Consider the following 22353-nt stretch of genomic DNA (forward strand, 5'->3'; position numbering starts at 1 on the left):
ATGCTTCTCCCCAAACGAATGCCGAAACTATCTCATCAACGCAGGATACGCTTCAACATGAGAGCATCAGACTCTAAAACATGGGCGAGCGGCTCCGCTATTTGCTCCAATGTCCGAGACTCTCGCGCCGAAGCAGCACTTGAAGGCGTCGATATCCGAAGCGGCGACGTTCATGCGCCAACGCCTTCATACGCTCGCGAAGGCCCTGATCGTCGTCGCGTCTCGCTTCGTAACGGATCGTCATCCGGCAAAAACCGATGACTTTACACGCCCGCCGTTCGCTCATCCGATGTTCATCAGATACGCGACAACTCGCCGCTTGGCTGCGGGCGTCAGCATCGCATCCGCCAGAAGCCGCTTCAGCTTCGTGTTCTCATCCTCCAGCGTCTTCAGCCGCTTCGCTTCGGACACGTCCATGCCGCCGAATTTGGCTTTCCATTTGTAGATGCTGGCATCGCTGACACCGTGCTTGCGGCACAGCGCCGAGACCGGCGTGCCCGCCTCGTGCTCCTTCAGAATGCCGATAATCTGTTCGTCCGTGAAACGCCTGCGCTTCACTCCCTGGTCCTCTCAATGGCCAGAGCTTACTTCAAAATGGATTATTTCATTGGGGCAAGGTCACAAGATGACCGCCGCTCTGCTCGACAGACTCACCCACCATTGTGAGATCGTGGAAACCGGGAATGAATCCTGGCGCTTCAAAAACCGCTCTCAAAGCTAAAGCCGGAAAGACAAACAACTCGCGCCGCAGGCCCTTGCGCTAAATGAAAAGCTCCAGGCCTACGCGCGCTAAACCCCACGCAACTAGAAGGAGGCGTTTTGGAAACCGATAAGGGGTCCCGTTTCTATGCTGATTGACATCCGTAGCCTTTGGTGATGCGGTGCGATGCACTTATCCCGCAAAGACGCTGTGGAGTCCCGTGAGATTTCAAGGACGTCAGATGTTCTCCGGAAGATAGATATCGAAGGGTAGGAAGGTCTGCCCGGGGACCGCCGTCTTGGGTTTGGACATGGCTGTGATCATCAATGCGACGAGCTCTCTGCAAAGTGCCGGTAGCGGGGTATGAATGGCCATGGTCACGATGTCTTGAGACAGGGCGTTTCTCGACTCGGGCGTCAGTTCGTTGACGACTAACTGCAGTTTCCTGGGAAAACCCTCTTCTCTAATTGCGGAGATCGCCCCTTCCATTCCTCCGCCCGCAATGTAGAGGCCGACAAGGTCGGGATGCTCGTTGAGCAGGTTGACGGTGGTCTCGTGGGTGATCTCGCTGGTCTCGAGATTGACGAACGTGTCGAGGACCTCGAAACCAGGGGCGTGTTCCCGGAGGTAGGATTGGAAGCCGACTTCGCGCAATTCGTGCCCTGTGAAGCGGTGACTGCCAACGAAGATCGCGACCTTTCCAGGGGACTTGGCGCCCCTTGCGATCATCCAGGCGGCGGTCCGCCCGGCTTTACGGTTGTTCAGGCCAACATAGCCGTCGCGAATCCCCGATGCGATGTCCGATAGCAACGAGAAGACGGGAATGCCCTTCCTCTTGATCTCATCGACGGTGATGGAAAGGCCCGCGTAATCCGGAGACACGACGGCGACGGCATCGCTCATCTGTGCGGTCCGATAGAGCGTTTCGACGATGGCGGACTGGGTCTGCATTTCGGCGAAAGCAATCTGGGGTATGAGGCGGGCGGTGCGATTGTTGTTGCAGGCGACTTTCAGCTCCTGCGCGAATGCTTGGTAGAAATGTTGCTGCGGGCGCTGGAGCACGAAGCCCAGCCTATATTGCGGCAGGTCCTGGAAGACGCGCTGGCGCAAGAGGCCGATGGCGTGATAGCCGATCGCATTGGCGGCGTCGTAGACGCGTCGCGCCGTTTCCTCGCGCACGCGATGGCGGCCGTTGAGGACGCGGTCAACGGTGGCGACGCTCACGCCCGCGGCCCGGGCGAGGTCCGAAATGGTCGGCCGCGTTGCCAATCTTGCCTCTCTGTCTTGTGGTGGAAAGGAGGCATGGGCCGGATGCGCCGGCCCATGCCTTCCGGCGTGCGAGAAACCTCAGATGATCAGTTCAGCCCCGCCTCCATCACGCGGAACTTCACCTTGTCGAGGTTCGACGTGTCGATGATCGCCGGACCGGTCACGATGTCGGCATCCGGGAGCATGCCGTAGTCGAGATAGGTCCGCGTGATGACCGTCGGCAGATAGCCCTGCAGGTACATTAGCTGATCGACGCCGGCCACCGCTTCGCCCGAACCGATGGCGCCGAGCAGGGCCGTGGAGACATCGAAGGAGACATTGGTGATCGACTTGCTGAGGTTCTCGCGGCGCTCGACATCCAGCAGGGTCTCGAAACAGAACGGCCCCGCATTCATGCAGAAGACGGCGTCGGTGTCGGGATTGGCCAGGAAATAGTTCGAGAGCGAGGCGGCCGTCTGCGAGACGTCCGACCCAATAGCCAGCACCTCCGTCTTGGCGCCTGCCTTGGCGAGCGTATCGGTGAAGCCCTTGGCCATGGCTTCGAGGCCGACATGACCGGGCGCATGGTTCGGCACGATGCCGTGCTTCGGTTTGGGGTTGACCTTCAGCACCTGCTCGGCCGCCGCGACGCCCGACTGGTAGAGGTCGGCGCCGATGCCGATGAGATAGGGCAGCCGCTCGGATTTGGGGGCCGGGTCGAGCGTGTTGATCGCGATGACAGGAATGCCGGCTTCTTTGGCCTTCTCGACCGTCGGACGCATGGCGGTCGGGTCCGTCGCCGTGATCACCAGCATGTCGGGCTTTTCGGTGATGGCGGTTTCCATGCGGTTGATCGTGGTCTCGACCGAGAACTTGTCGTCCTGTGTCCACTTGATCTCAAGACAATTGTCTTGCGCGCCCTGTTCGGCACCCCGCTTCACGGTGGCCCAGACCGGATCAGCCACGGCATGGGTCGCATAGTAGATAAGATAGGGTTTCCTGCCTTCGCAGCGATCCTGCGCGAGGGCGCCGGTCGCGGCAAGGCAGCCTGCCAGTGCGGTGCCCGCGATGAGCGCGGACGTCTTCAACGAATTGACCATGATCTCTCTCCTCCCTGGTCGCTTCAAACCGCGAGCCGGACGCCGGCCCGCATACCCGTATTGATGAGATTGGCAAGCTCGGCCTCGGAGATATCCTCCTTGGCAGCCGTCTCGGCCACCTTACCGTGGTAGAGCACCGTGAACCGGTCGCAGACCTCGTAGGCATGAGCGATATTGTGGGTGATCAGCACGACGGCGACGCCCTGGCGCCTGGCCTCTTGCACATAGGACAGCACCTTCGCAGTTTCCTTCAGGCTGAGCGCGGCCGTCGGCTCGTCGAGGATGAGTAGCTTCGACTGGAAGTGCACGGCCCTGGCGATGGCGATGGACTGGCGCTCGCCGCCGGAAAGGCGTGCCACCGTCAGGTCGACGTCCGTGATGTGGATGCCGAGCTGGGACAACGACTTGCGGGCGATCTCGCGCATTTCCCGCTTCTTCAGCACCAGCAAGCCGGGAAGCCTGACCGCGACCTCTTCCTCGCGGCCGAGGAAGAAATTGCGGTAGATGCTCATGAGCGGAATGATGCCGAGGTCTTGGTAGACGACGGAAATGCCCTTCGCCATGGCCGTGCGTGGACTGTCGAGCACGGTTTCCTCGCCGTTCCAGACGATCTGGCCGGACGTCGGCTGGTGCACGCCGGCAAAGACCTTGATGAGGGTAGACTTGCCGGCGCCGTTGTCGCCGAGAAGGCCGAGGACCTCGCCGGGGCGGACGTCCATGTTGATGCCGCGCAGCGAATGGACACGGCCGAAGGATTTGGAGATATCACGCAGTTCCAGAAGCGGTGTTTCGTTGGAAACCGGCATATTACACCCCATTCCTAATTCTGACGCGTTGATTGACCACGGCGGCGACGATGAGCAGGAGGCCGATGCCCGCCTGGTACCAGTAGGCGGAGATGCCCATGAGGAGCAGGCCCTGTTGAATCATGGCGATGATAAGGACCCCGAGACAGGCGCCGACGATGCTGCCGTATCCTCCGTTCAGCGACGCGCCGCCGACGACGACGGCAAGAACGGCTTCGAGCTCCATGCCCTGGCCGCGCAGCGCATCGACGCTGGAGAAGCGGGCGACGGAGACGAAGCCGGCAAGGCAGGCCATCATGGAGGTGAGGGCAAAGGCGATGACCTGCACCTTCTCGGCCGGAACGCCCATCCCGCGCGCCGCTTCCGCCGAGCCGCCGGCTGCGAAGAGCCAGTTGCCGAAGCGCGTCGAGGTGAGGACGAAGGCAAAGATGGCGACGAGGCCGATGAACCAGAAGAACGGCCCGGGAATGCCGAGGAACATGAAGTCGAAGGCGCGCAGGAACGGGTCCGGTGCCTGAAGGCGGATGGGAAAGCCCTGTGTGATGGCCAGCAGCACGCCACGATAGAACATCAACCCGCCGAGCGTGATGATCAGCGAGTGGATCCCGAGCCGCGTGACGAGCAGCCCGTGGATGGTGCCGATACAGAGCCCGATCACTAGGATCATCGGCAGGACGAGCGGGGAGGGGACGCCGGCATTAATCGCCAGGATGACGAGGCCGGCGGAAAGGCCGTAGACCGAGCCGACGGAAAGGTCGAACTGGCCGGCGATCATCAGCGTCGCCACGCCCACCGCGATGATGCCGAGCGTCGCCGAACTTAAAAGAAGGTTGGAAGCCACCCGGTCCGAGAAGAAATGCGGTGCGAAGACCGAGAAGAAAAGGTAGACACTGGCGGCGGCGATGACCACGCCGGATTCGGGCCGCAACATCAGCTTGTCGAAGAAGGATTTTTCCGGACGCTTGGCCGAGATTGCGGCGCCATCCTTCTCGTTTGCAGCCGTGGGAATGGCGTTGGTTTGCACGGTGAAAGCTCCTCCATCATCTGTGCATGAGCCGCATCGCTCAAATGCGTCAAAATGTCTCCTCTAATGAGACATTCAGTTCAGGCTTGTATTTCGTCAATCTGAAATTTCATGGCGGAGGGATTTCCTATCAAGGATGAGGGTTCTTGCCGTGGCATCGGCCCGGCGCTATGCAGAAATGAGCTGTTTTGAGGCGAATGGAGAGACTGTGCCATGCGGCGCGTGCCGATCAAGGATATAATCAGTGCCACCGGCCTCTCGCGGGCGACGATCGATCGGGCGCTCAACGGACGCGGGAACATTCATCCCAAGACGCAGAAGGCGATCGAGGAGGCGATGATCCGGCTCGGCAGCGTGCCGGAGGCCCTGACGCCCCGCACAACCGCGGGCGAAGAGATCGACATCATCTATCGCCTGGGCAAGGGACTTGCGGAGCAGTTCGCGACGACCGCCGCCCGCGGCAAGCTCGGCCTCAACCTCCTCGACATGAACCAGAAGTCGGATGACGAGGTTTATGAGGCCGTCGAGCGGGCGTGCCGGAATCCGGAACGCCCGCTGATCCTGACGGCCAAGCGTAGCCCGCATCTGCATGCCCTATTGCTGCGCGCGCGGCGTGAGGGCAAGCGGATCGTGGCGCTCGTCTCGGATCTGCCGGTCGATACGCGTGATGCCTTCATCGGGATAGACAATCGTATGGCCGGCCAGACGGCTGCCTTCATGATCGGCAACCTGCTCCGCGAACGGCCCGCGCCGGTCGTCGGCGTCGTTCTCGGTGACCATGCTTTCACCTGCCACGAGGACCGCGAGATCGGTTTCCGTTCGAACCTCAGGGCCTTCTTCCCGTCGGTCCGGCTGACTGATGCGGTCAAGGGTGAGGACTCGCCGGAACAGACGAAAGCGGCGGTCGGCCGCCTTCTTGCGGAAAATCCCGACATCGCCGCGATCTATAATGTGGGTGGCGGCAATCAGGGCATGGTCTCCGCGCTGCAGGAGGCGGGGCTTTGCGGCAACGTGTTCGTCATGACGCATGAGGCCAATTGCGTGACGGTGCCGCTCATGCGCGACGACGCCATTCACCTTGTCATCTCCCAGCACCCGGAGGACCTTCTCGGCAAGGCCATCAAGGCGGCGCGGAACGAATTGACCGTGGACGAGGCAAGCCTTGCCGACTTCGCGCTCTATACGAAGTTTAACCTGCCGCTCTATTCGACGCTTTCCGCCTGAGGGTCCAGTGCAAGCATGCGCTGCTGGAAGCTCCGGCCACGCGCGGCTTGGCGCGCGGCGTGGACCCGGTAGGCCGCCTTCATCCGCCTGAATCCCGTAAAGCCGAGCGCGCTCGCAAGACGCTGCACCGCCGATGGCGGCACGTCGCATTGCCGAGCGAGGGAGAGCGCGGTGGCGAGGGCGACTTCTGCCGGATTCTCGAACGTCCAGTGGGCGAGGGCAGTCAGCTTGCCCGGCAGACGGAGGCGTCCGGCGACGATCTCGGCCTTGATATGTTCGATGCTCTGCGGATCGATTCCCACCTCCCTGACCGCGCGGAATTCCCGGCCGTGCTCGCCGCACTGCGGTGTCCATCATGACGATAATGATGCATTTGATGTAAAGCGCGTCAATATGAGGCATTCTATCTTGCGCGATATGCCTCATTGTGATGTTGATAAAACGCAATGGCTGGTCGCGTCGGCGTTCGTCGCGACCTTCGCTCCACCATCGGGATGAGACAATGGACGATCTGCAATTCGGCAAGCGCGACAAGCGCGGCCACTGGAAGCCGAACGAACCGCTCACCAATCCGCCCGTCTTCGTGTTTCCACCGCAGCCGGTCGCCTTCCTGAAATGGTTGCCGAGCTACTTCCTGCCGTGGAACGTAGTGTTCATGGCCTCGGCCGCGGCCTTCTGGTATTTCCTGACGCCGGACATGGAGACGATGAAGACGCTCGCGCCGGGCTGGATCCTTGCGATCCTGGCCCGCAACATCCTTGCCGTCTTCCTGTTCTACGGTGCGTTCGAGCTGCTGCTCTACATCAAGCGCCGCCAGGCTGGCCGCTTCAAGTACAACCCCGTCTTTCCGGGCGATACGAAGAGCGATGTCTTCTGGTTCAAGTCCCAGAACATCGACAATATGATCCGCAGCTTCGGTTCCGGCGTTCCCATCTGGACGGCCTTCGAAGTCGGCATGCTATGGGCCTTCGCCAACGGCTATGCGCCCATGGCGGAATTCGCCACCAGCCCCTGGTGGCTCGCCGCCATCGTGCTTCTGACGCCGGCTTTCCACGAGCTGCATTTCTATCTGGTGCACCGCGCGATCCACTCGCCGGTCCTCTATAAATATATTCACTCTGTCCACCACAATTCGATAAACCCGAGCCCCTGGTCTTCGCTCTCCATGCACCCGGTCGAGCATCTGCTTTACTTCTCCGGCGTGCTGGTCCATCTCTTCATCCATTCCCATCCGCTCGTCGCCCTCTACCATCTGCACCTTGCCGGCTTCGGCGCGGTCGTCGGCCATGTCGGCTTCGACAAGATCGAGACGGGCGAGGAGAGCGCGGTCGATACGCATGCCTTCGCCCACTACCTCCACCACAAGTATTTCGAGGTGAACTACGCCGACGGGCTGATCCCGCTCGACCGCTGGTTCGGCACCTGGCACGACGGCACCAGGGCCGGCGATGAGGCCATGGATGCGCGCTGGAAGAGGAAGATGCAGCGCATGAAGGCCAAGAAATCCGCACAGGAGGGAAACCAGGCATGACCCGCGTTTTGACCGTCGCCGATCTCAGGGCCCTCAAGGGCGTCCGCCAGATCCTCACTATGCATGTCGACAGCGCCGCCGAAGCCGCGGCGGCGAGCGAGGTGGGTATCGAGATGTTCACCAGCGAGGTCGACGCCGAGTTGCCGAAGCTACGTGCCGCGGCGCCCAACGTGTTCATTCAGGCGGGCCACGCACAGGGCGTGATCTATGACGAGGCAAGCGCCATCCGCGAGGGATTCCGCGCGATGGAGCTGGGGGCGAGCTGTCTCTATTTCGCGGGCTCCCTTCGCCTCGTGGAGGCCATGGCGAAGGAGGGCATTCCCGTCAGCGGCCATGTCGGCCTCGTGCCGCGCTGGTCGACCTGGACGAACTACCGTTCGGTCGGCAAGACGCCGGAGGAGGCCGCCGCCATCTACCGCAAGGTCAAGGACTACGAGCAGGCCGGCGCCTTTGCCGTGGAGATGGAGGTCGTCCCCGTCGCGATCGCCGACTGGATCACCCGCTCGACCCCGCTGCTCACCCTCGGCATGGGCTGCGGCGCGGTCTGCGATGCGCAATATCTCTTCTCCTGCGATGTGCTCGGCACAGGCACCAGCCGCATGCCGCGCCACGGCAAGCGCTACGCCGACCTTGCCTTAGAGGAGGCGCGCCTGCAACGCCTGCGCGTCGAAGCCTTTCGCGCCTTCGCCGAAGACGTTCGCACGGGCGGCTATCCTGAAAAGCAGCACGAGGTTCACGTGGGTGAGGATATCTTGACGGACGCGAAGGCGCTGGTCGGCTAGGCGCGTGCCCGGTTGGCCCGCGGTTCGACTCTCATCAGCGCCTAAACAAAAGCAGGGCTTTTGATCCCTCTGTTCACGTCGGGCCGAGGCTCAGCGTGCCGGAGGTGCCGGCGAGCTGAAGGTATTTGCGGATCCGCGGGTCGATGCGCGGGTCGTTCATCCTGTAGGAGCCGCAGGCGCCAATCTGTTCCCTGAGATCGACCGCGCGGCCGAGATATTTCCAGGCGATCGGCGATGCGAACGGTTGCCGGTAGACGTGCGAGGTGACGCCGAATGTCAGGCCGGTGAGGATGTCGAGCCGTTTGCGGTAGGACGGGAACAGGATGGATTCGACGATGGTGTCGGCGGATAGCGTCTCGAATTCCAGAAGGAAGATGCAGTTTCCCAAAAAGCTCGCCATGCCCTCGTATTTCAGGATCTCCTGCGGGTCCTCCGTCGGCCTCGTCCTTTCGATGGTCTTGCTGCAGATCTTGCCCTCCTGCTCGTAGAGATAGACCAGCGACCGTGTCACCGAACCCGGATCGTACGGCACCAGGAAGTGCATGTGGTAATATCCGAGCATCCCCCGCATGCGCTTCAGGTCGCCGGGAAAGGCCCGGTCCATCAACTGGTTCAAACGGTCACGCCCGGACACGCGCTTCAGCCTCGTGGGCGAGCCGATCTCCAGGGCGGGGTCCATGAGCTCGTCGATGTCCACGCCGAAGCCGGCGGCGATGCGCTGCAGGTTGTGATGGGAGGGGCGGACCTTGCCGGTCAGGTATCTGTCGAACTGCTGCCGGTTGAAGCCGAACGTGCGGCAGACTTCCGATACGGAGCGATAGTGCGCACAAAGTTTGCGGAGCTTTTCCGAAAAATCGTTTTCCACTGCGACATTTCCTTGCGCTCTTTTGCGCAGGTTCGCTGATAATGGCGTAAAGTCAATGAAAATTGCGGCATTGCCGCGCAATCGGCCCGTTCATAGGCTCCCCATCGGACATCTGCTCGACAACGACAACAGGGGAACGAGGAGACCGACAATGAGACAGCGTACTTCCATCACACGGCGGGGCTTCCTCGGCGCATCGGCCGCCACCGGCGCACTGCTGATGCTCGGCGCGAATGCGCGTGCCGAAACCCCGAAGCGGGGCGGCCGCATGGTCATCGCCACCCGCGAGGGATCGACGACGGACTCCACCGACCCCGGGCTCCTGACCAACGCCTACCAATGGTATCTCGCCTACGCGTTTACCAGCACCCTGACCGAGATCCTGCCCGACGGCTCCGTCGGGCCTGCCCTTGCCGAGAGCTGGGACAGCCAGGATGCACGGACGTGGAAATTCGCGCTGCGCAAGGGCGTGACGTTCCACAGCGGCAGGGCGCTGACCGCGGACGACGTCGTCGCATCGATCGATCACCACCGGAAGGCGGATTCCACGTCGTTCGTGGCGCCCATCGCCAAGCAGATCGCCGATATCAAGGCCGACGGCCCGAACGCCGTGGTCATCACGCTCTCGCAGCCGAATGCGGACCTGCCGGCGAGTTTCAACACCCCCGGCTTCACCATCTATCCGGCGGCGAGCGGTGGCGGCATGGACTGGCAGTCGCGCGACGGTACCGGCGGCTATCTGCTCAGGGAGCATGAGCCCGGCGTCCGCTCGTTCCTCGTGCGCAATCCCGACTACTGGCGCAGCGACCGCGCATTCGCGGACGAGGTCGAGCTGCTGTGCATCCCGGACGCGACGGCCCGCATCAATGCGCTCGTCACCGGGCAGGTGAACGCCATCGATGAAGTCGATCTCAAGACCGTCGCGCTCCTCCAGCGGCAATCCGGCATCGTGGTGGAGGAGACGACGGGGCCGCTGCACTACTCCTTCCCGATGCGCACGGATGTCGGACCGTTCGACAACGTGGATGTCAGGCGCGCGGTGAAGCATGCGATCAACCGGCAGGAGATGCTCGACAAGATCCTGCTCGGCCACGGCACGATCGGAAACGACACCCCCATCGGTCCATCCTATCGGTACCAGGACACGAGCCTTGCCCAGAACGCCTACGATCCCGACAAGGCGAAGTTCCATCTGAAGAAGGCGGGCCTGTCGAGCCTCGATGTCGATCTCAGCACCTCGGAAGCGGCCTTCGCGGGCGCGACCGATGCGGCGGTGCTTTTCGCCGAGCACGCCCGCGCGGCCTCGATCAACATCAATGTCGTGCGCGAGCCGGGCGACGGCTACTGGGACAATATCTGGCTGAAAAAGCCGTTCTGCGCCGCCTACTGGGGCGGCTATCCCACGGAAAGCGAGATGTTCGCCATCGGCTATGCGCCGGGAGCGCCGTGGAACGACACGTTCTGGACCCAGCCGGAATTCGAGAAGCTCCGGCTTGCCGCCGCAGCCGAGCTCGACGACGGCAAGCGAAGGGCGATGTACAGCCAGATGCAGGCCATCGTCCGGGACGAGGGCGGGGCACTGGTCTTCGCCTTCGCGAATGCGGTTTCGGCGCGCAACCAGTCGATCGCGCACGGACCCATCGCTTCGAATACGGGCTTCGATGGCGGCCGGATCGCCGAACGGTGGTGGATGGTTTGACCGTCCGCCTCCGGCAATGCATGGAAACTCGAATTCGGATCATGGCATGAGCTACGGCATCTATATCGGAAAGAACCACACGGCTGATGGCATCGCCTATCTGGCCGGCTATGGCGACGAACCGTCCAGCCATTGGCTCGACGTGGTGGAACGGCGCAGCCATCCCGAAGGGGCGACGATAAAGGTGGGGGTCACGCCGCAGGCCGACCTGCCCGGCATCATGAGCGAAATACCGCAGGCGCGAGAGACCGCGCGGCACATCCGGGTCAACTACAGCTACTACAAGGGCACGCCCGCGCCGCTGACCAATGGCGGCCTGAACGAGCATGGCGTCGCGGTGCGGGACATCTGGTCGCCCTCCCGTCCGGAGCTCGTGGCGATGACGCCGAGGGACCAGACAGGCCCCAACTACAGCGATCTCGCCCGCATCGTGCTCGAGCGGGCGAGGAGCGCCGCCGAGGGCGTGAGGATCATGGCCGAGATCATGGCGCGGTACGGCCATAGCACCTATGGCGGCAATTCCCACATCATCGCCGATTCCACGGAGGCCTGGGTCGTCATCCAGTTCGCGGGCGGGCAGGGGCTATGGGCAGCGGAACGGCTCGGGGACGATTCCATCCGGGCATCCCGGCCGGGCTACATAGAGGACATTCCGATCGGCCAACCGGATTCGCCCGATTTCCTCTATTCGCCCAATCTCGTCGATTTCGCTGTGTCGCAGGGTTGGTTCGACCCGGCGGCGGGCGAGGCCTTCAACGTCAACAGGATCTACGGCGACGGACAGGGCAGATGGGACGGCGTTCGCTGGATCGAGGACGAGATGAAGGCACGCGCCCGGCGGCCCGGGAAGATCACGATCGAGGATGTCATCTGGGCCGTGAGAACGGAACGGCTGACGGGGGATACGGCGGGCTACGGACAGGTCGTGCCGCTCCTCGATACGGCCTATGCGGAACTGCGGACGGTATGGCACACGCAGATCGGCGCCGTCGCGGCACCTTTCGTTCCGGTGTTCATGGGCGTGAGCGAGGTTCCCGCAGAGTTCAGGCTGCATCGCTACCTCACCGAAGGAGAGGCGGAGCGGTTCCTGGACGACCATTTTTCGGATGAGAAGGTCTCCATCGTCCCGCAAGGCATCGAGGCCACGCGATCGGCGACATATGTGTTCAAGCGCCTCCTCAACCTGGTCTTCCAGCACAGCGAGCAGTTCCTGCCGGAAGTCACGGCGTTCTGGGAAGCCTGCGAAAGCAGGCTGCTGGCGGCGACCGCCGATGTCCTGCGCACGGCGCGGCTCCTGCTCGATGCGGGCGAGCCCGCACTGGCGGCGCGGTGGCTGACCTATTTCACAAGCACCGAGCTCGTCAAAGCCCTCGATTCGGCGGAGCAGCTTGCGGCGGCGCTGGACATCCGCACCCGTGCGCTCCACGGTATCGGCTGCAGCACCAAGCCCGCCGCGCCGGAGCAGGTCTGGTGAGCGCCACGGCAGCGGCCGGCGGCCGCGCCGGCATGCCGGGCTGGAGGCCTCCATGCGCCTGATCCTGAAAACCATACTGGAGCGCATGGCGCTCGCCGTCCTCACCCTCTTCATCGTCTCGGTCCTGATCTTCTCCAGCGTGGCGCTGCTTCCCGGCGACTTCGCGAAAGCCGTGCTCGGCCAGTCGGCGACCCCGGAAACGGTGGCCGCATTCCAGAAGCAGGTCGGCCTCGACAGGTCCGCGACCGAGCGCTACGTCGCCTGGCTCGGCGGTGCGGTGAAGGGCGATTTCGGCAACTCGTTCTCCTCGCGTCCGGGCGCGGAAAGAAGCGTCGCGAGCATCATCAAGCCGCGGCTGTGGAATACGCTTGTGCTGGCGGGTCTGACGGCGGCGGTGGCGATACCGCTTGCGATCTCGCTGGGGATCGCCGCCGCGCTCTGGCGCAATTCCTGGTTCGACCGGTCCGTCAATGCCGGCACGCTGACGACGATCTCCGTGCCCGAATTCTTCGTGGCCTATGTGCTGATCCTTCTGCTTGCGGTCAAGTTTCCCTTGTTCCGGCCGCTGTCGACGGTGAGGCCGCAGATGGGGATCGCGGAAACGCTGGAGAATCTGGCTCTGCCGGTCATCACCCTGACGCTTGTCATCGTGGCGCACATGATGCGCATGACCCGCGCGGCCATCATCGGCGTGCTCGGCAGCCCCTATGTCGAGATGGCCAGGCTCAAGGGCGCTCCGCCCTTGCGGATCGTCCTGCGCCATGCCCTTCCGAATGCATTGGCCCCGATCGCCAATGTCGTCGCCTTCAACCTCGCCTATCTCATCGTCGGCACGGTGATCATCGAGGCCGTGTTCGTCTATCCCGGTATCGGGCAGGCCCTCGTGGACGCGGTCAGGACACGCGACGTGCCGGTCGTCCAGGCCTGCGCGCTTCTCTTCGCACTGACCTACATCCTCCTGAACCTGATCGCCGACCTTGTCGCGATCGCCACGAACCCAAGGCTCTTGCACCCCCGATGACGATGTTGCAGCAACCACCCGGACGCACGGACGCAAGGCCGGAAGCTTCGAGGATCGCCGCAATGCTCCGGCGCACCACACCGGCCGCCTGGTTCGGCTTCGCGATCATCGTCCTCTATGCCCTCATCGCGCTCTTTGCGCCGCTCATAGCACCCTAAGGCCAGGCTGAGGTCGTCTCCTCAGTGCCCTTCGATCCCTGGAGCGAGAAATTCCTGCTCGGAACCGACCAGCTCGGCCGCGACATCTTCTCGCGTATGATCTATGCCGCGCGCAACACGATCGCCATCTCGCTGGCCGCGACCGTGCTGACCTTCGCCATCGGGACGACGCTGGGGATCGTCTCCGCCGTTCTGGGCGGTATCGTCGACGTGGTGATGTCGCGGATCGTGGACGCCATCATGGCGCTGCCCCAGTTGATCGTCATCCTCGTCATGTTGTCGGTCGTCGGCTCCTCGGTCGTCAACCTCATCATCATCATCGGCATCGCCGACGCAACGAACGTGTTCAGGCTCTCGCGCTCGGTCGCGATGAATGTGGCGGTGATGGATTTCGTGGAGGATGCGAGGGCACGCGGCGATTCCCTCGTCTGGATCGTCTTCCACGAGGTTCTTCCGAATATCCTTTCCACGCTTGTCGCCGAGTTCGGCATGCGCTTCTGCTTCGTGGTCCTGACCATATCGGCGCTTTCCTTCCTCGGCCTCGGCATCCAGCCGCCGACGGCGGACTGGGGCTCGATGGTGCGCGAGAACGCGACGCTTATCTCCTACGGGGACGTGACGCCGCTTCTTCCCGCCGCGGCGATCGCCATCCTCGCCATCGGCGTCAACTTCGTCGTGGACTGGTTCCTTCACTATGCGAGCGGGCTGCGCGATGACCAATGAAGACGTTCTCCTCCGCATCAGCGATCTCAGGATCGAGGCCGAGACCGCCGATGGCTGGCAACCGATCGTCGACGGCGTATCGCTGACGCTCCGCAAGGGCGAGGTCCTCGGCGTCATCGGCGAATCCGGGGCGGGCAAGTCGACGATCGGCCTCGCCTCGATGGGCTTCACACGGCCGGGATGCCGGATCGCGGGCGGCAAGGTCGTCTTCGACGGGATCGACCTGCTGGAATTGCCGCCACGGCAGCTGCGGGCCATGCGCGGCACCCGTATCGCCTATGTCGCCCAGAGCGCCGCCCTGGCATTCAATCCGGCCCATCGCATCATGGATCAGATAATCGAGACGGCGGTTCTGGACATGGGCGTGCCTCGCAGGCAGGCAAGGCGGAACGCCCTCGACCTATTTCGCCAGTTGCAGCTGCCTGACGTCGAGCAGCTTGCCCGAAGATATCCGCATCAGGTCTCCGGCGGGCAATTGCAGCGCGCGATGACCGCGATGGCCATGGTGTGCCGGCCGGACCTGATCATCTTCGACGAACCGACCACCGCGCTCGACGTGACGATCCAGGTCGAGGTGCTCGCCGCAATCCGCAAGGCGGTTCAGGAACACGGAACGGCGGCGATCTACATCACGCACGATCTCGCCGTGGTCTCGCAGATGGCGGACCGCATCATGGTGCTGCGCCATGGCGCCGAGGTCGAAGAGGCGCCCACCCGCCAGATGCTCGCCGCACCCCGCAATGAGTATACGAAGTCGCTCTGGTCAGTGCGGCACCTGCACAAGCCCGCATCCCCGAGGGACGATGTCATCCTCGACATGCGAAATGTCGACGCGGCCTACGGTCGGTTCAAGGTTCTCGATGACATCACGCTGTCGGTGCCGCGGGGCCGGACCTTGGCCGTCGTCGGCGAGTCCGGATCGGGCAAGTCGACGCTCGCGCGCGTGGTCAGCGGCCTGCTGCGGCCGGCGAAAGGCGACGTTCTGTTCAAGGGCACGGCGCTGCCCCCGGTCGTGGAGAAGCGCAGCAGGGAACAGCTTCGCCAGATCCAGCTTGTCTACCAGTCGGCCGACACGGCGCTCAATCCGCGCCAGCGTGTCGGCGATCTCGTGGGAAGACGGCTGGAACTCTATTTCGGCATGAAGGGGCGGGAGAGGGAGCGCAGGATCGGTGAGCTGCTCGACCAGGTCGAGCTCGGCGCGAAATACACCGATCGCTTTCCGGCCGAATTGTCGGGCGGCCAGAAGCAGCGCGTCTCGATCGCGCGGGCGCTGGCCGCAAAGCCGGATTTGATGATCTGCGACGAGATCACCTCCGCTCTAGATCAGATCATCCAGGGGGAGATCTTGCAGCTCCTCATGCAGTTGCAGCGCGAAACCGGCATGACCTATCTGTTCATCACCCATGACATCGCCACCGTCCGGGCCATTGCCGACGAGGTCGTGGTGATGAACCGCGGCAGGATCGTCGAGCAAGGCCCGAAAGACAGCGTGCTGTCACCGCCCTATCCGCCCTATACCGACCGGCTCCTTGCCTCGGTGCCGGAGATCGACCCGGACTGGCTGACCCGCCTGCTGGCGCGTCGACAACGTCGTACGTCGGATGGATCGACACTACCGCAAGGGTAGCGGCTTGCCTCATGAACTTGGCGACGAGAAAGATGTAAGTGCGCTCTGAAGCGATAGCGGTGGCCGCTGCAGCTACGACTCCGCTCGCGCCCTTCAGCGTCGCTTAGGGATTCTTGGATTGTGTCGAGCAAGGACGTCCAGAATGTCCGCGACCGCCGCCCGGCTCACATTGAACTGGATCGGCATTCGGCTTTCGGGCTATTGCAACCACAATCCTTCCGAGGTTCTATCGCAGGATGGTGCGGAACGTCCGGATCGGATGGAGCCCGCAAACGTCCTCGAAGGCTATGCGCGCGATGCGCCGCACTTGGTCCGATCGTTCGAAGAGATTTCGTCAACTGACGTGTATGCCCATTTGGCGCACCTGCTGCCCGCGCAGCCCGCGACGTCGGCGCGGGTACGGGGCGCGATGCGGCCTGGTTCGCCGCGCAAGGACACTCGGTGCTTGCCTTCGAGCCAACGGACTATCTGCGCGCCACCGGTGTGGAGCTTCATCCTTCACCGCGAATAGCCTGGCTCAGCGATACGCGCTCGCGCATGCCCAATCTTGCGCGTCTTCTCGCAACGGACGGTCTTCTGATGATGATTCTGCGCCATGAACCGAACGAGCCGCGTGGACCGGGCGGAGACACGCGGCGCGAAGATGCGGAGAAGGTGGCGCGCGCGTCGGGGCTTCGTCTTGCCTTCTCACATGAGGGAGAGCCGTTGCATGCAAACCGTGCTCGCGGCGTGACGCTCACGAGGCTCGCCTTTGCGGCGGCTTAGGTCTGCTCGTGCCAGATCTGATTTGCGAGGCGAAGAGCTTCGGCTTCGTCAGGCGTTTGCAGGGATTTTTTTATCTGCTTGCCGTCCATGCTGTATCGCATGGACCAGTTTTTCGTGCCTGGGCGCTGGAAAAGAACGAATGGCTGCTTGGTACGCTGTAACATGAACCCGGTTTCCAATGGTGTTACTACGATAGCGCGACTGCGCTAAGACTGTGCTAACGGGCGTCCCGCACAAACCTCACCGGCATTGAAAAGCTTGAGTTTTTTCGAACACAAAAATGCGACTGGGATAGGACTGCGCTAGCTTATTTTCGTTAAATTATATATCAAGCAAAGACTGATAAATCAATGATGTCAGTTAGTTCGGTGGCGCACCCGACAGGATTCGAACCTGTGACCTTTGGAATCGGAATCCAACACTCTATCCAGCTGAGCTACGGGTGCTTGCCGCAAGGCGATGACTCGCCTGTCCGATGAGAGGGTTCTTAGCCTAGCTGCGGGCGGGCTTCAATCGGGAAAATGCGGAAAGGCGATCTCTTCCGGGTTGGGGCGGTTCCGATCGCCCTTAAATGAAGGAGCCGCCGGCGTCGTGCGGGCGGCTCCTATACATTTGGGATGGTCCGGCCGGATGAGGCGGTCGGTCAGGCGGTCTGCATGGCGCCGGGGCCGGGGATGGCCATTTCCGGGACCTTGCCGAGGATGATCATGCCGAGCACCTCGTCCTTGGTGACATCCTCGGTGCGGGCGTGGCCGACGACCTGGCCGTTCTTCATCACCGACACGCGGTCGGCGAGGTCGAAGACGTCGTGGATGTCGTGGCTGATCAGGAAGATGCCGATGCCTTCCTTCTTGAGCTGCTTGATGAGCTCGCCGACCTGCGCCGTCTCCTGGGGGCCGAGCGCGGCGGTCGGCTCGTCCATGATGAGGATGCGGGCGTTGAAGAGGATCGCCCTTGCGATCGCCACCGACTGGCGCTGGCCACCGGAGAGCGCCTTCACCGGCTCCTTGAAGCGCTGGAAGTTCGGATTGAGGCGGCCCATCACCTCGCGGGTCTTGGCCTCCATCGCCACGTCGTCGAGCGTGCCCCAGGGCGTCCTGAGCTCGCGGCCGAGATAGAGGTTGGCGGCCGCGTCGACGTTGTCGGCGACGGCGAGCGTCTGGTAGATCGTCTCGATGCCGTATTTCTTGGCGTCGCGCGGGTTGCTGATGTCGGCGGGCTCGCCGTTGATCAGGATCTCGCCGGCATCGCGCTTGTAGGCGCCGGAGAGGATCTTGATCAGCGTCGACTTGCCGGCGCCGTTGTGGCCGAGCAGGGCCACGACCTCGCCGGGATAGAGATCGACCGAGGCATTGTCCACGGCGTGGATGCCGCCGAAGGAGATGGAGATGTTCTTCATCTCCACGAGGGGCGTACGGGTGTCCGTCATTGGGTGGGCTCCTCTTACTTGGCGCGGGCGCGGTAGATCGTGTCGAGCCAGACGGCGACGACGAGGACCATGCCGACCACGATGCGCTGGAACGGCGTGTCGATGCCGACCAGCACCATGCCCGATTGCAGCGATTGCATGACGAGGGCGCCGAGCATGGCGCCCGCGATGGTGCCCATGCCGCCGGCGAGCGACGTGCCGCCGATCACGGCCGCGGCGATGGTGTAGAGCTCGTCGAGCTCGCCCTGCGCGTTGGTCGCGGCATTGAGGCGGGCGGTGGAGATGGCGGCGGCGATGGCGCAGAGCATGCCCATCAGCGCGAAGATCTTGACCGTCACCCAGCGCGTCTTGATGCCGGCGAGCTCCGCTGCCTCCGGGTTGCCGCCCAGCGCGAAGACGTAGCGGCCGAAGCGCAGGCGCGTCGAGATGAAGGTCATGACGATGCCGACGGCGATGGCGATCAGCACGGGAATGGCGATGCCGTGCGGGATGAACAGGCCGCCGTCGGGCCAGACGATGCCGTTGGCGTCCGCATAGCGGCGGGCGATGGCGACAGGCCAGGGATAGCTGTTGACGACCGCGACGGCGCCGAGCACCAGCGCGCAGCTGACGGCGACCAGAAAATATTCGGCCCACATGGGGCGCAGCGGGAAGCCGAAGCGCTTGCGCTGCTTGCGGGAATTGGCGATCGTCGCGACGATGGCGATGCAGGCGAGGATGCCGACGACCCAGCTCGCCGTGGCGCCGATCGAGCCCTCGGTGCCGCCGCCCATCAGGCGGAAGGTGGCGTCCATCGGGGCGACCGTGCGCCCGCTGGTGACGAACCAGGTGGCGCCGCGCCAGACGAGAAGGCCGCCGAGCGTGACGATGAAGGACGGCACGTTGAGGAAGGCGATGATCGAGCCGTGCAGCGCGCCGATCGCCGCGCCGAGGAGAAGGCCGGCGAGAAGCGTGACGATCCAGGTGGCCGGATGGTTGAAGCCCAGAAGCTGCGGCAGCAGCTCGGCCTGCAGCACGCCCATGATCATGCCGACGAAGCCGAGGATCGAACCGACCGAAAGATCGATGTTGCGCGTGACGATGACGAGCACCATGCCGGTCGCCATCACGGCGACGGAAGCGGTCTGGACGGAGAGGTTCCAGAGGTTGCGCGGCGTCAGGAAGAGACCGCCGGACAGGATGTTGAAGCCGATCCAGATGATCAGCAGCGCGCCGACCATGCCGAGCAGGCGCGTATCGATCTCGGTTGCGCGGAAGAAGCGCTTCACCGGATTCTCGCTCGCCGATCGCGCGCGATTGGCATGTGCGGTATTCGTGATGTCGGCCATGGTCTTGCCGTCCCCCTCACTCTGGTTGAACGTGTCGTTCGGGCGTGGTTCCGGGTTCAAGCGGATGGCACGGAAAACCGCCTCCCACTTGCCCCATCCCGCTTCGAGGATCTGTGCCGCTTCATCCTCCGCCCGCCGCCCACCTTGCGCAAGCGCCGCAACGGTTGACGTTGCGGCGCCCGGCAATGGTCAGGTCGGTTCCGGATGGTTCCAGCTCAGTTGCAGGCGGCGACCGAGCCGGCAGCAACGCCCTGGCATGCCGCTTCCTTGGAAATCCAGCCGGCGTCGATGACGACGTTCAGGTTGTCCTTGGTGATCGGCAGCGGCGCGAGGAAGACCGACTTCATCTCGACGCCCTTCGGGCCGCCGTTGAAGGTGGTCACGCCCTCGATCTCGTCCATGGTCTTGCCGCCGGCGAGCTCGGCCGCGATTTCCGCGGCGCGCTTGCCAAGCTCGCGCGAGTCCTTCCAGACGGAGACGGTCTGCGTGCCGAGCGCGACGCGGTTCAACGCGGCATGGTCGGCGTCCTGGCCGGAGACCGGGACGGAGCCGGCAAGGCCCTGCGCGGCAAGCGCGGCGATCGCGCCGCCCGCCGTGCCGTCGTTCGATGCGACGACCGCGTCGACCTTGTTGTCGTTCGCCGTCAGGAACTGCTCCATGTTCTTCTGGGCGTTTTCCGGCTTCCAGCCGTCGGTATAGGCCTCGCCGACATTCTTGATCTTGCCGGCGTCGATCGCTTCCTTCAGCACTTCCTGCTGGCCGGCGAAGAGGAAGTCGGCGTTCGGGTCGGCCGAGTTGCCCTTGATGAAGACGTAGTTGCCTTCCGGCTTCACCTTGAACACTTCGCGGGCCTGCATGCGGCCGACTTCCTTGTTGTCGAAGGTGATGTAGAAGGCGGCGGGATTCTCGATCAGGCGGTCGTAGCCGACGACCGGAATGCCTTCGGCGGCGGCCTTCTCGATGGCCGGGCCGATGGCGTCGCTATCCTGTGCCAGGACGATGAGGGCGTTGGCGCCCTGGGCGATCAGCGACTCGATGTCGGTCAGCTGCTTTGCGGCGGAGGACTGGGCGTCAGCCGAAATATACTTGTCGCCGGAGGCTTCGAGCGCAGCCTTGATGGCGGCTTCGTCGGTTTTCCAGCGCTCTTCCTGGAAATTCGACCAGGAAACGCCGACGACGAGGTCCTTGGCATGCGCCACGGAATTGAGGGAAACGATGATGGCAGCCCCTGCCATCAGCTTCAGAACGGACTTCATATTATCCTCCCAAGTGAACACCGGCCACCCGGACGAACCTCCCGTCCAATCAACGACCGGCCACGATAATACTGCCTCGATGCCCCTCCCGGCGACGCCGGGACTTTTTTCTCGACAGTCGAGAAAATAAATGTCAGAACTTTCCCAGGCTGTCAACACGGGGTTTGGAAAGGCCTTGAACGACGGCGTGACAGATGCTTTGGGAGGGGCATGTGTTGCAGCTTATGAAGGCGGAAGCGTGAGATGCTGGTGAAGTCGAGCACGGAGCTTGTGCGTCAGCAGAACAGCGCCCTCGTCCTCGCGTCGCTCCGCCGGCATGGGCCGCTCGCCCACACGGACATTTCCCATCATACCGGTCTTGCCTCGGCGACGGTCTCGGCCATTACCGCCGAGCTTGAAAAGGCCGAGGTGCTGGAGCGGCGCGAGCAGCAGGCTTCGGCTTCGCGCGGCCGGCCGCGCGTCATCTTCGGCCAGCGGCGCGGCGCCGGCTATCTCATCGCCGTGCGCATCTCCTCGGACATCGTGCAATATTCCCTGGCGGATTACGGCGGCACGCTCATCGACCGGTTCGAGGAGGCGCGCAACCATGCGGATAGCTCGACGCGGCCTTTTGCGGAAGGGTTCGCGGCCGCGCTCGACAAGCTCGTGAACCGTTCCCGGATCGGGCGGGAAGAGGTCCTGGTCGTCTCGATCAGCAGCAAGGGGCTTGTCGATCCCGTTTCCGCGCGGCTCGTCTGGTCGCCGGTCTTCGGGGCCGAGCAGGTGGATTTCGCGGCGCTGCTCCAGCCGCGCTGGCCGGCGAAGATCCTGCTTTCGAACGAAACGCTGCTTGTCGCCCATGCCATGGCGCTGCGCATGGAACGGGCGGGCACCGAAAACCTGCATGCGGTTGCCGCGCTCTCCCTCGGCCATAGCATCGGCCTCGGCATCGCGCGGTTCGACCGGTCAGGCGAGCTGTCGGTCACGGCGCCGAATTTCGGGCACATGCTGAATTCCTCGGACGGCAAGCTGTGCCGCTGCGGTTCGCGGGGCTGCATCGAGGCCTCCGCCGGTTTCTACGGCATCCTGCGCACGGCCTTCGAAGTGCCGCCGGATACGATTCCCGCCAAGTTCGTGCCGCTCGCCGAGATGGACAAGATCGCGCTTCGCGCCCGGCAGGGACACCGCATGTCGGAATACGCGTTCCGGCAGGCCGGCCTTGCGCTGGGGCAGGGGCTCTCGCGCATGGTGAGCCTCTACGAGAACATGCCGATCGCCATCACCGGCCCCGGCACGCGCTATTTCGACCTCATCCAGCGCGGCCTGGAGGAGGGGCTGGCGCAGTCGCAGCAGGTGCGGCTGTTCGGCGCGCCGCCGATCACCGTCGTGCCGGAGGAGGCGACGCTTGTGCTGGAAGGCCATCTCGACCGGGCGCTGGCGGAGATGGATCACGACATCATAGCGGCGAAGGCGGTCGGGGGTTAGGGTATACGCCTGGTCCGGCTCCAATTCGACCGCGATCCTCTCCTCCGTCATGCTCGGGCTTGTGTGGAAGAAGTGTGGTTTACTGGATGCACCGGCCGGGATGCGCATCCCGGCCGGTGCAGGCAGGCG

Annotated in this window: 21 protein-coding genes, 1 tRNA gene and 1 pseudogene; 11 read left to right on the forward strand and 12 right to left on the reverse strand. The window is 63.5% G+C overall.

The features are described from left to right. Positions 1–121 precede the first annotated feature (121 nt). A pseudogene (locus ACIIOY_RS25570) lies at positions 122–558 on the reverse strand (transposase); the annotation flags it as partial. Between ACIIOY_RS25570 and ACIIOY_RS25575 the strand changes: the two are divergent. After that, on the forward strand, positions 518–721 hold the full coding sequence (locus ACIIOY_RS25575) for an ATP-binding protein (RefSeq protein WP_502226624.1): 204 nt from the start codon (positions 518–520) through the stop codon (positions 719–721). The pseudogene ACIIOY_RS25570 and the gene ACIIOY_RS25575 overlap by 41 nt on opposite strands. A gap of 216 nt (positions 722–937) precedes the next feature. Here ACIIOY_RS25575 and ACIIOY_RS25580 read toward each other — a convergent pair whose 3' ends face one another. The 4 genes from ACIIOY_RS25580 to ACIIOY_RS25595 form a co-directional block, all read right to left on the reverse strand. After that, positions 938–1969 carry a LacI family DNA-binding transcriptional regulator gene (locus ACIIOY_RS25580; RefSeq protein WP_411037497.1) on the reverse strand — a complete coding sequence of 344 codons (1032 nt, stop codon included), beginning with the start codon at positions 1967–1969 and terminating at the stop codon, positions 938–940. 86 nt (positions 1970–2055) lie between these two features. Further along, positions 2056–3048: a substrate-binding domain-containing protein gene (locus ACIIOY_RS25585; RefSeq protein WP_411037498.1), complete on the reverse strand. Its 993-nt coding sequence runs from the start codon at positions 3046–3048 to the stop codon at positions 2056–2058. A 23-nt stretch (positions 3049–3071) separates the two neighbouring features. Beyond that, a complete protein-coding gene (locus tag ACIIOY_RS25590) occupies positions 3072–3854 on the reverse strand; it encodes an ATP-binding cassette domain-containing protein (protein WP_411037499.1) in 783 nt (260 codons plus the stop codon). Between the two features lies 1 nt (position 3855). Continuing rightward, positions 3856–4878 carry an ABC transporter permease gene (locus ACIIOY_RS25595; protein ID WP_411037500.1) on the reverse strand — a complete coding sequence of 341 codons (1023 nt, stop codon included), beginning with the start codon at positions 4876–4878 and terminating at the stop codon, positions 3856–3858. Between the two features lie 213 nt (positions 4879–5091). Here ACIIOY_RS25595 and ACIIOY_RS25600 point away from each other — a divergent pair, with 213 nt between their 5' ends. Continuing rightward, positions 5092–6102: a LacI family DNA-binding transcriptional regulator gene (locus ACIIOY_RS25600; RefSeq protein WP_411037501.1), complete on the forward strand. Its 1011-nt coding sequence runs from the start codon at positions 5092–5094 to the stop codon at positions 6100–6102. Here ACIIOY_RS25600 and ACIIOY_RS25605 read toward each other — a convergent pair. Beyond that, positions 6081–6404 carry a MurR/RpiR family transcriptional regulator gene (locus tag ACIIOY_RS25605; RefSeq protein WP_411037502.1) on the reverse strand — a complete coding sequence of 108 codons (324 nt, stop codon included), beginning with the start codon at positions 6402–6404 and terminating at the stop codon, positions 6081–6083. The genes ACIIOY_RS25600 and ACIIOY_RS25605 overlap by 22 nt on opposite strands. A 200-nt stretch (positions 6405–6604) precedes the next feature. On the opposite strand from ACIIOY_RS25605, the gene ACIIOY_RS25610 reads away from it, so the two are divergent. Both ACIIOY_RS25610 and ACIIOY_RS25615 read left to right on the forward strand, forming a co-directional pair. Further along, a complete protein-coding gene (locus ACIIOY_RS25610) occupies positions 6605–7633 on the forward strand; it encodes a sterol desaturase family protein (protein ID WP_411037503.1) in 1029 nt (342 codons plus the stop codon). Continuing rightward, entirely contained in the window at positions 7630–8415 is a 786-nt protein-coding gene (locus tag ACIIOY_RS25615) for a 3-methyl-2-oxobutanoate hydroxymethyltransferase (RefSeq protein WP_411037504.1), read from the forward strand. The genes ACIIOY_RS25610 and ACIIOY_RS25615 overlap by 4 nt, the downstream gene beginning before the upstream one ends. Before the next feature lie 73 nt (positions 8416–8488). Here ACIIOY_RS25615 and ACIIOY_RS25620 read toward each other — a convergent pair whose 3' ends face one another. Beyond that, positions 8489–9280, reverse strand: a complete 792-nt coding sequence (locus tag ACIIOY_RS25620; RefSeq protein WP_411037505.1) for a helix-turn-helix domain-containing protein — start codon at positions 9278–9280, stop codon at positions 8489–8491. A 151-nt stretch (positions 9281–9431) separates the two neighbouring features. Here ACIIOY_RS25620 and ACIIOY_RS25625 point away from each other — a divergent pair, with 151 nt between their 5' ends. The 6 genes from ACIIOY_RS25625 (at position 9432) to ACIIOY_RS25650 (ending at position 16493) form a co-directional block, all read left to right on the forward strand. After that, positions 9432–10979, forward strand: coding sequence for an ABC transporter substrate-binding protein (locus tag ACIIOY_RS25625; protein ID WP_411037506.1), 1548 nt, complete (start codon positions 9432–9434; stop codon positions 10977–10979). A 46-nt stretch (positions 10980–11025) separates the two neighbouring features. Beyond that, positions 11026–12453 (forward strand): C69 family dipeptidase, encoded by a 1428-nt coding sequence (locus ACIIOY_RS25630; RefSeq protein ID WP_411037507.1) that lies wholly within the window; start codon positions 11026–11028, stop codon positions 12451–12453. 52 nt (positions 12454–12505) lie between these two features. Next, entirely contained in the window at positions 12506–13474 is a 969-nt protein-coding gene (locus ACIIOY_RS25635) for an ABC transporter permease (protein ID WP_411037508.1), read from the forward strand. 182 nt (positions 13475–13656) lie between these two features. Then, positions 13657–14355 carry an ABC transporter permease gene (locus ACIIOY_RS25640; RefSeq protein ID WP_411037509.1) on the forward strand — a complete coding sequence of 233 codons (699 nt, stop codon included), beginning with the start codon at positions 13657–13659 and terminating at the stop codon, positions 14353–14355. Next, positions 14345–15982: an ABC transporter ATP-binding protein gene (locus tag ACIIOY_RS25645; protein ID WP_411037510.1), complete on the forward strand. Its 1638-nt coding sequence runs from the start codon at positions 14345–14347 to the stop codon at positions 15980–15982. Before ACIIOY_RS25640 ends, ACIIOY_RS25645 begins: the two co-directional genes overlap by 11 nt. Positions 15983–16124: 142 nt before the next feature. After that, a complete protein-coding gene (locus ACIIOY_RS25650; protein ID WP_411037511.1) occupies positions 16125–16493 on the forward strand; it encodes a hypothetical protein in 369 nt (122 codons plus the stop codon). A 250-nt stretch (positions 16494–16743) separates the two neighbouring features. Here the strand turns inward: ACIIOY_RS25650 and ACIIOY_RS25655 are convergent, their stop codons facing one another. The 5 genes from ACIIOY_RS25655 to xylF all read right to left on the reverse strand — a co-directional run bounded on the left by ACIIOY_RS25655 (position 16744) and on the right by xylF (position 20760). After that, positions 16744–16911: a hypothetical protein gene (locus tag ACIIOY_RS25655; protein WP_411037512.1), complete on the reverse strand. Its 168-nt coding sequence runs from the start codon at positions 16909–16911 to the stop codon at positions 16744–16746. A gap of 205 nt (positions 16912–17116) precedes the next feature. Further along, positions 17117–17193 (reverse strand) — tRNA-Arg (locus ACIIOY_RS25660). 197 nt (positions 17194–17390) lie between these two features. Then, positions 17391–18176, reverse strand: coding sequence for an ATP-binding cassette domain-containing protein (locus tag ACIIOY_RS25665; protein WP_411037513.1), 786 nt, complete (start codon positions 18174–18176; stop codon positions 17391–17393). Between the two features lie 14 nt (positions 18177–18190). Beyond that, on the reverse strand, positions 18191–19504 hold the full coding sequence (locus ACIIOY_RS25670) for a sugar ABC transporter permease (protein ID WP_411037514.1): 1314 nt from the start codon (positions 19502–19504) through the stop codon (positions 18191–18193). A 215-nt stretch (positions 19505–19719) separates the two neighbouring features. Then, entirely contained in the window at positions 19720–20760 is a 1041-nt protein-coding gene (xylF, locus tag ACIIOY_RS25675) for a D-xylose ABC transporter substrate-binding protein (protein WP_411037515.1), read from the reverse strand. Positions 20761–21003: 243 nt separating this feature from the next. Between xylF and ACIIOY_RS25680 the strand changes: the two genes are divergently transcribed. Continuing rightward, on the forward strand, positions 21004–22224 hold the full coding sequence (locus ACIIOY_RS25680) for an ROK family protein (protein WP_411037516.1): 1221 nt from the start codon (positions 21004–21006) through the stop codon (positions 22222–22224). The last annotated feature ends 129 nt before the right edge of the window (positions 22225–22353 follow it).

This window comes from Shinella agrisoli (assembly GCF_046557955.1).
In the GTDB taxonomy this organism is placed as follows: domain Bacteria; phylum Pseudomonadota; class Alphaproteobacteria; order Rhizobiales; family Rhizobiaceae; genus Shinella.

Coding starts and splice junctions, on each gene's coding strand:
- ACIIOY_RS25575 (WP_502226624.1), top strand. CDS start 518: ATGCCGATAATCTGTTCGTCCGTGAAACGCCTGCGCTTCACTCCCTGG.
- ACIIOY_RS25585 (WP_411037498.1), bottom strand. CDS start 3,048: ATGGTCAATTCGTTGAAGACGTCCGCGCTCATCGCGGGCACCGCACTG.
- ACIIOY_RS25590 (WP_411037499.1), bottom strand. CDS start 3,854: ATGCCGGTTTCCAACGAAACACCGCTTCTGGAACTGCGTGATATCTCC.
- ACIIOY_RS25600 (WP_411037501.1), top strand. CDS start 5,092: ATGCGGCGCGTGCCGATCAAGGATATAATCAGTGCCACCGGCCTCTCG.
- ACIIOY_RS25610 (WP_411037503.1), top strand. CDS start 6,605: ATGGACGATCTGCAATTCGGCAAGCGCGACAAGCGCGGCCACTGGAAG.
- ACIIOY_RS25615 (WP_411037504.1), top strand. CDS start 7,630: ATGACCCGCGTTTTGACCGTCGCCGATCTCAGGGCCCTCAAGGGCGTC.
- ACIIOY_RS25625 (WP_411037506.1), top strand. CDS start 9,432: ATGAGACAGCGTACTTCCATCACACGGCGGGGCTTCCTCGGCGCATCG.
- ACIIOY_RS25630 (WP_411037507.1), top strand. CDS start 11,026: ATGAGCTACGGCATCTATATCGGAAAGAACCACACGGCTGATGGCATC.
- ACIIOY_RS25635 (WP_411037508.1), top strand. CDS start 12,506: ATGCGCCTGATCCTGAAAACCATACTGGAGCGCATGGCGCTCGCCGTC.
- ACIIOY_RS25645 (WP_411037510.1), top strand. CDS start 14,345: ATGACCAATGAAGACGTTCTCCTCCGCATCAGCGATCTCAGGATCGAG.
- ACIIOY_RS25650 (WP_411037511.1), top strand. CDS start 16,125: ATGTCCGCGACCGCCGCCCGGCTCACATTGAACTGGATCGGCATTCGG.
- ACIIOY_RS25655 (WP_411037512.1), bottom strand. CDS start 16,911: ATGTTACAGCGTACCAAGCAGCCATTCGTTCTTTTCCAGCGCCCAGGC.
- ACIIOY_RS25665 (WP_411037513.1), bottom strand. CDS start 18,176: ATGACGGACACCCGTACGCCCCTCGTGGAGATGAAGAACATCTCCATC.
- ACIIOY_RS25670 (WP_411037514.1), bottom strand. CDS start 19,504: ATGGCCGACATCACGAATACCGCACATGCCAATCGCGCGCGATCGGCG.
- xylF (WP_411037515.1), bottom strand. CDS start 20,760: ATGAAGTCCGTTCTGAAGCTGATGGCAGGGGCTGCCATCATCGTTTCC.
- ACIIOY_RS25680 (WP_411037516.1), top strand. CDS start 21,004: ATGCTGGTGAAGTCGAGCACGGAGCTTGTGCGTCAGCAGAACAGCGCC.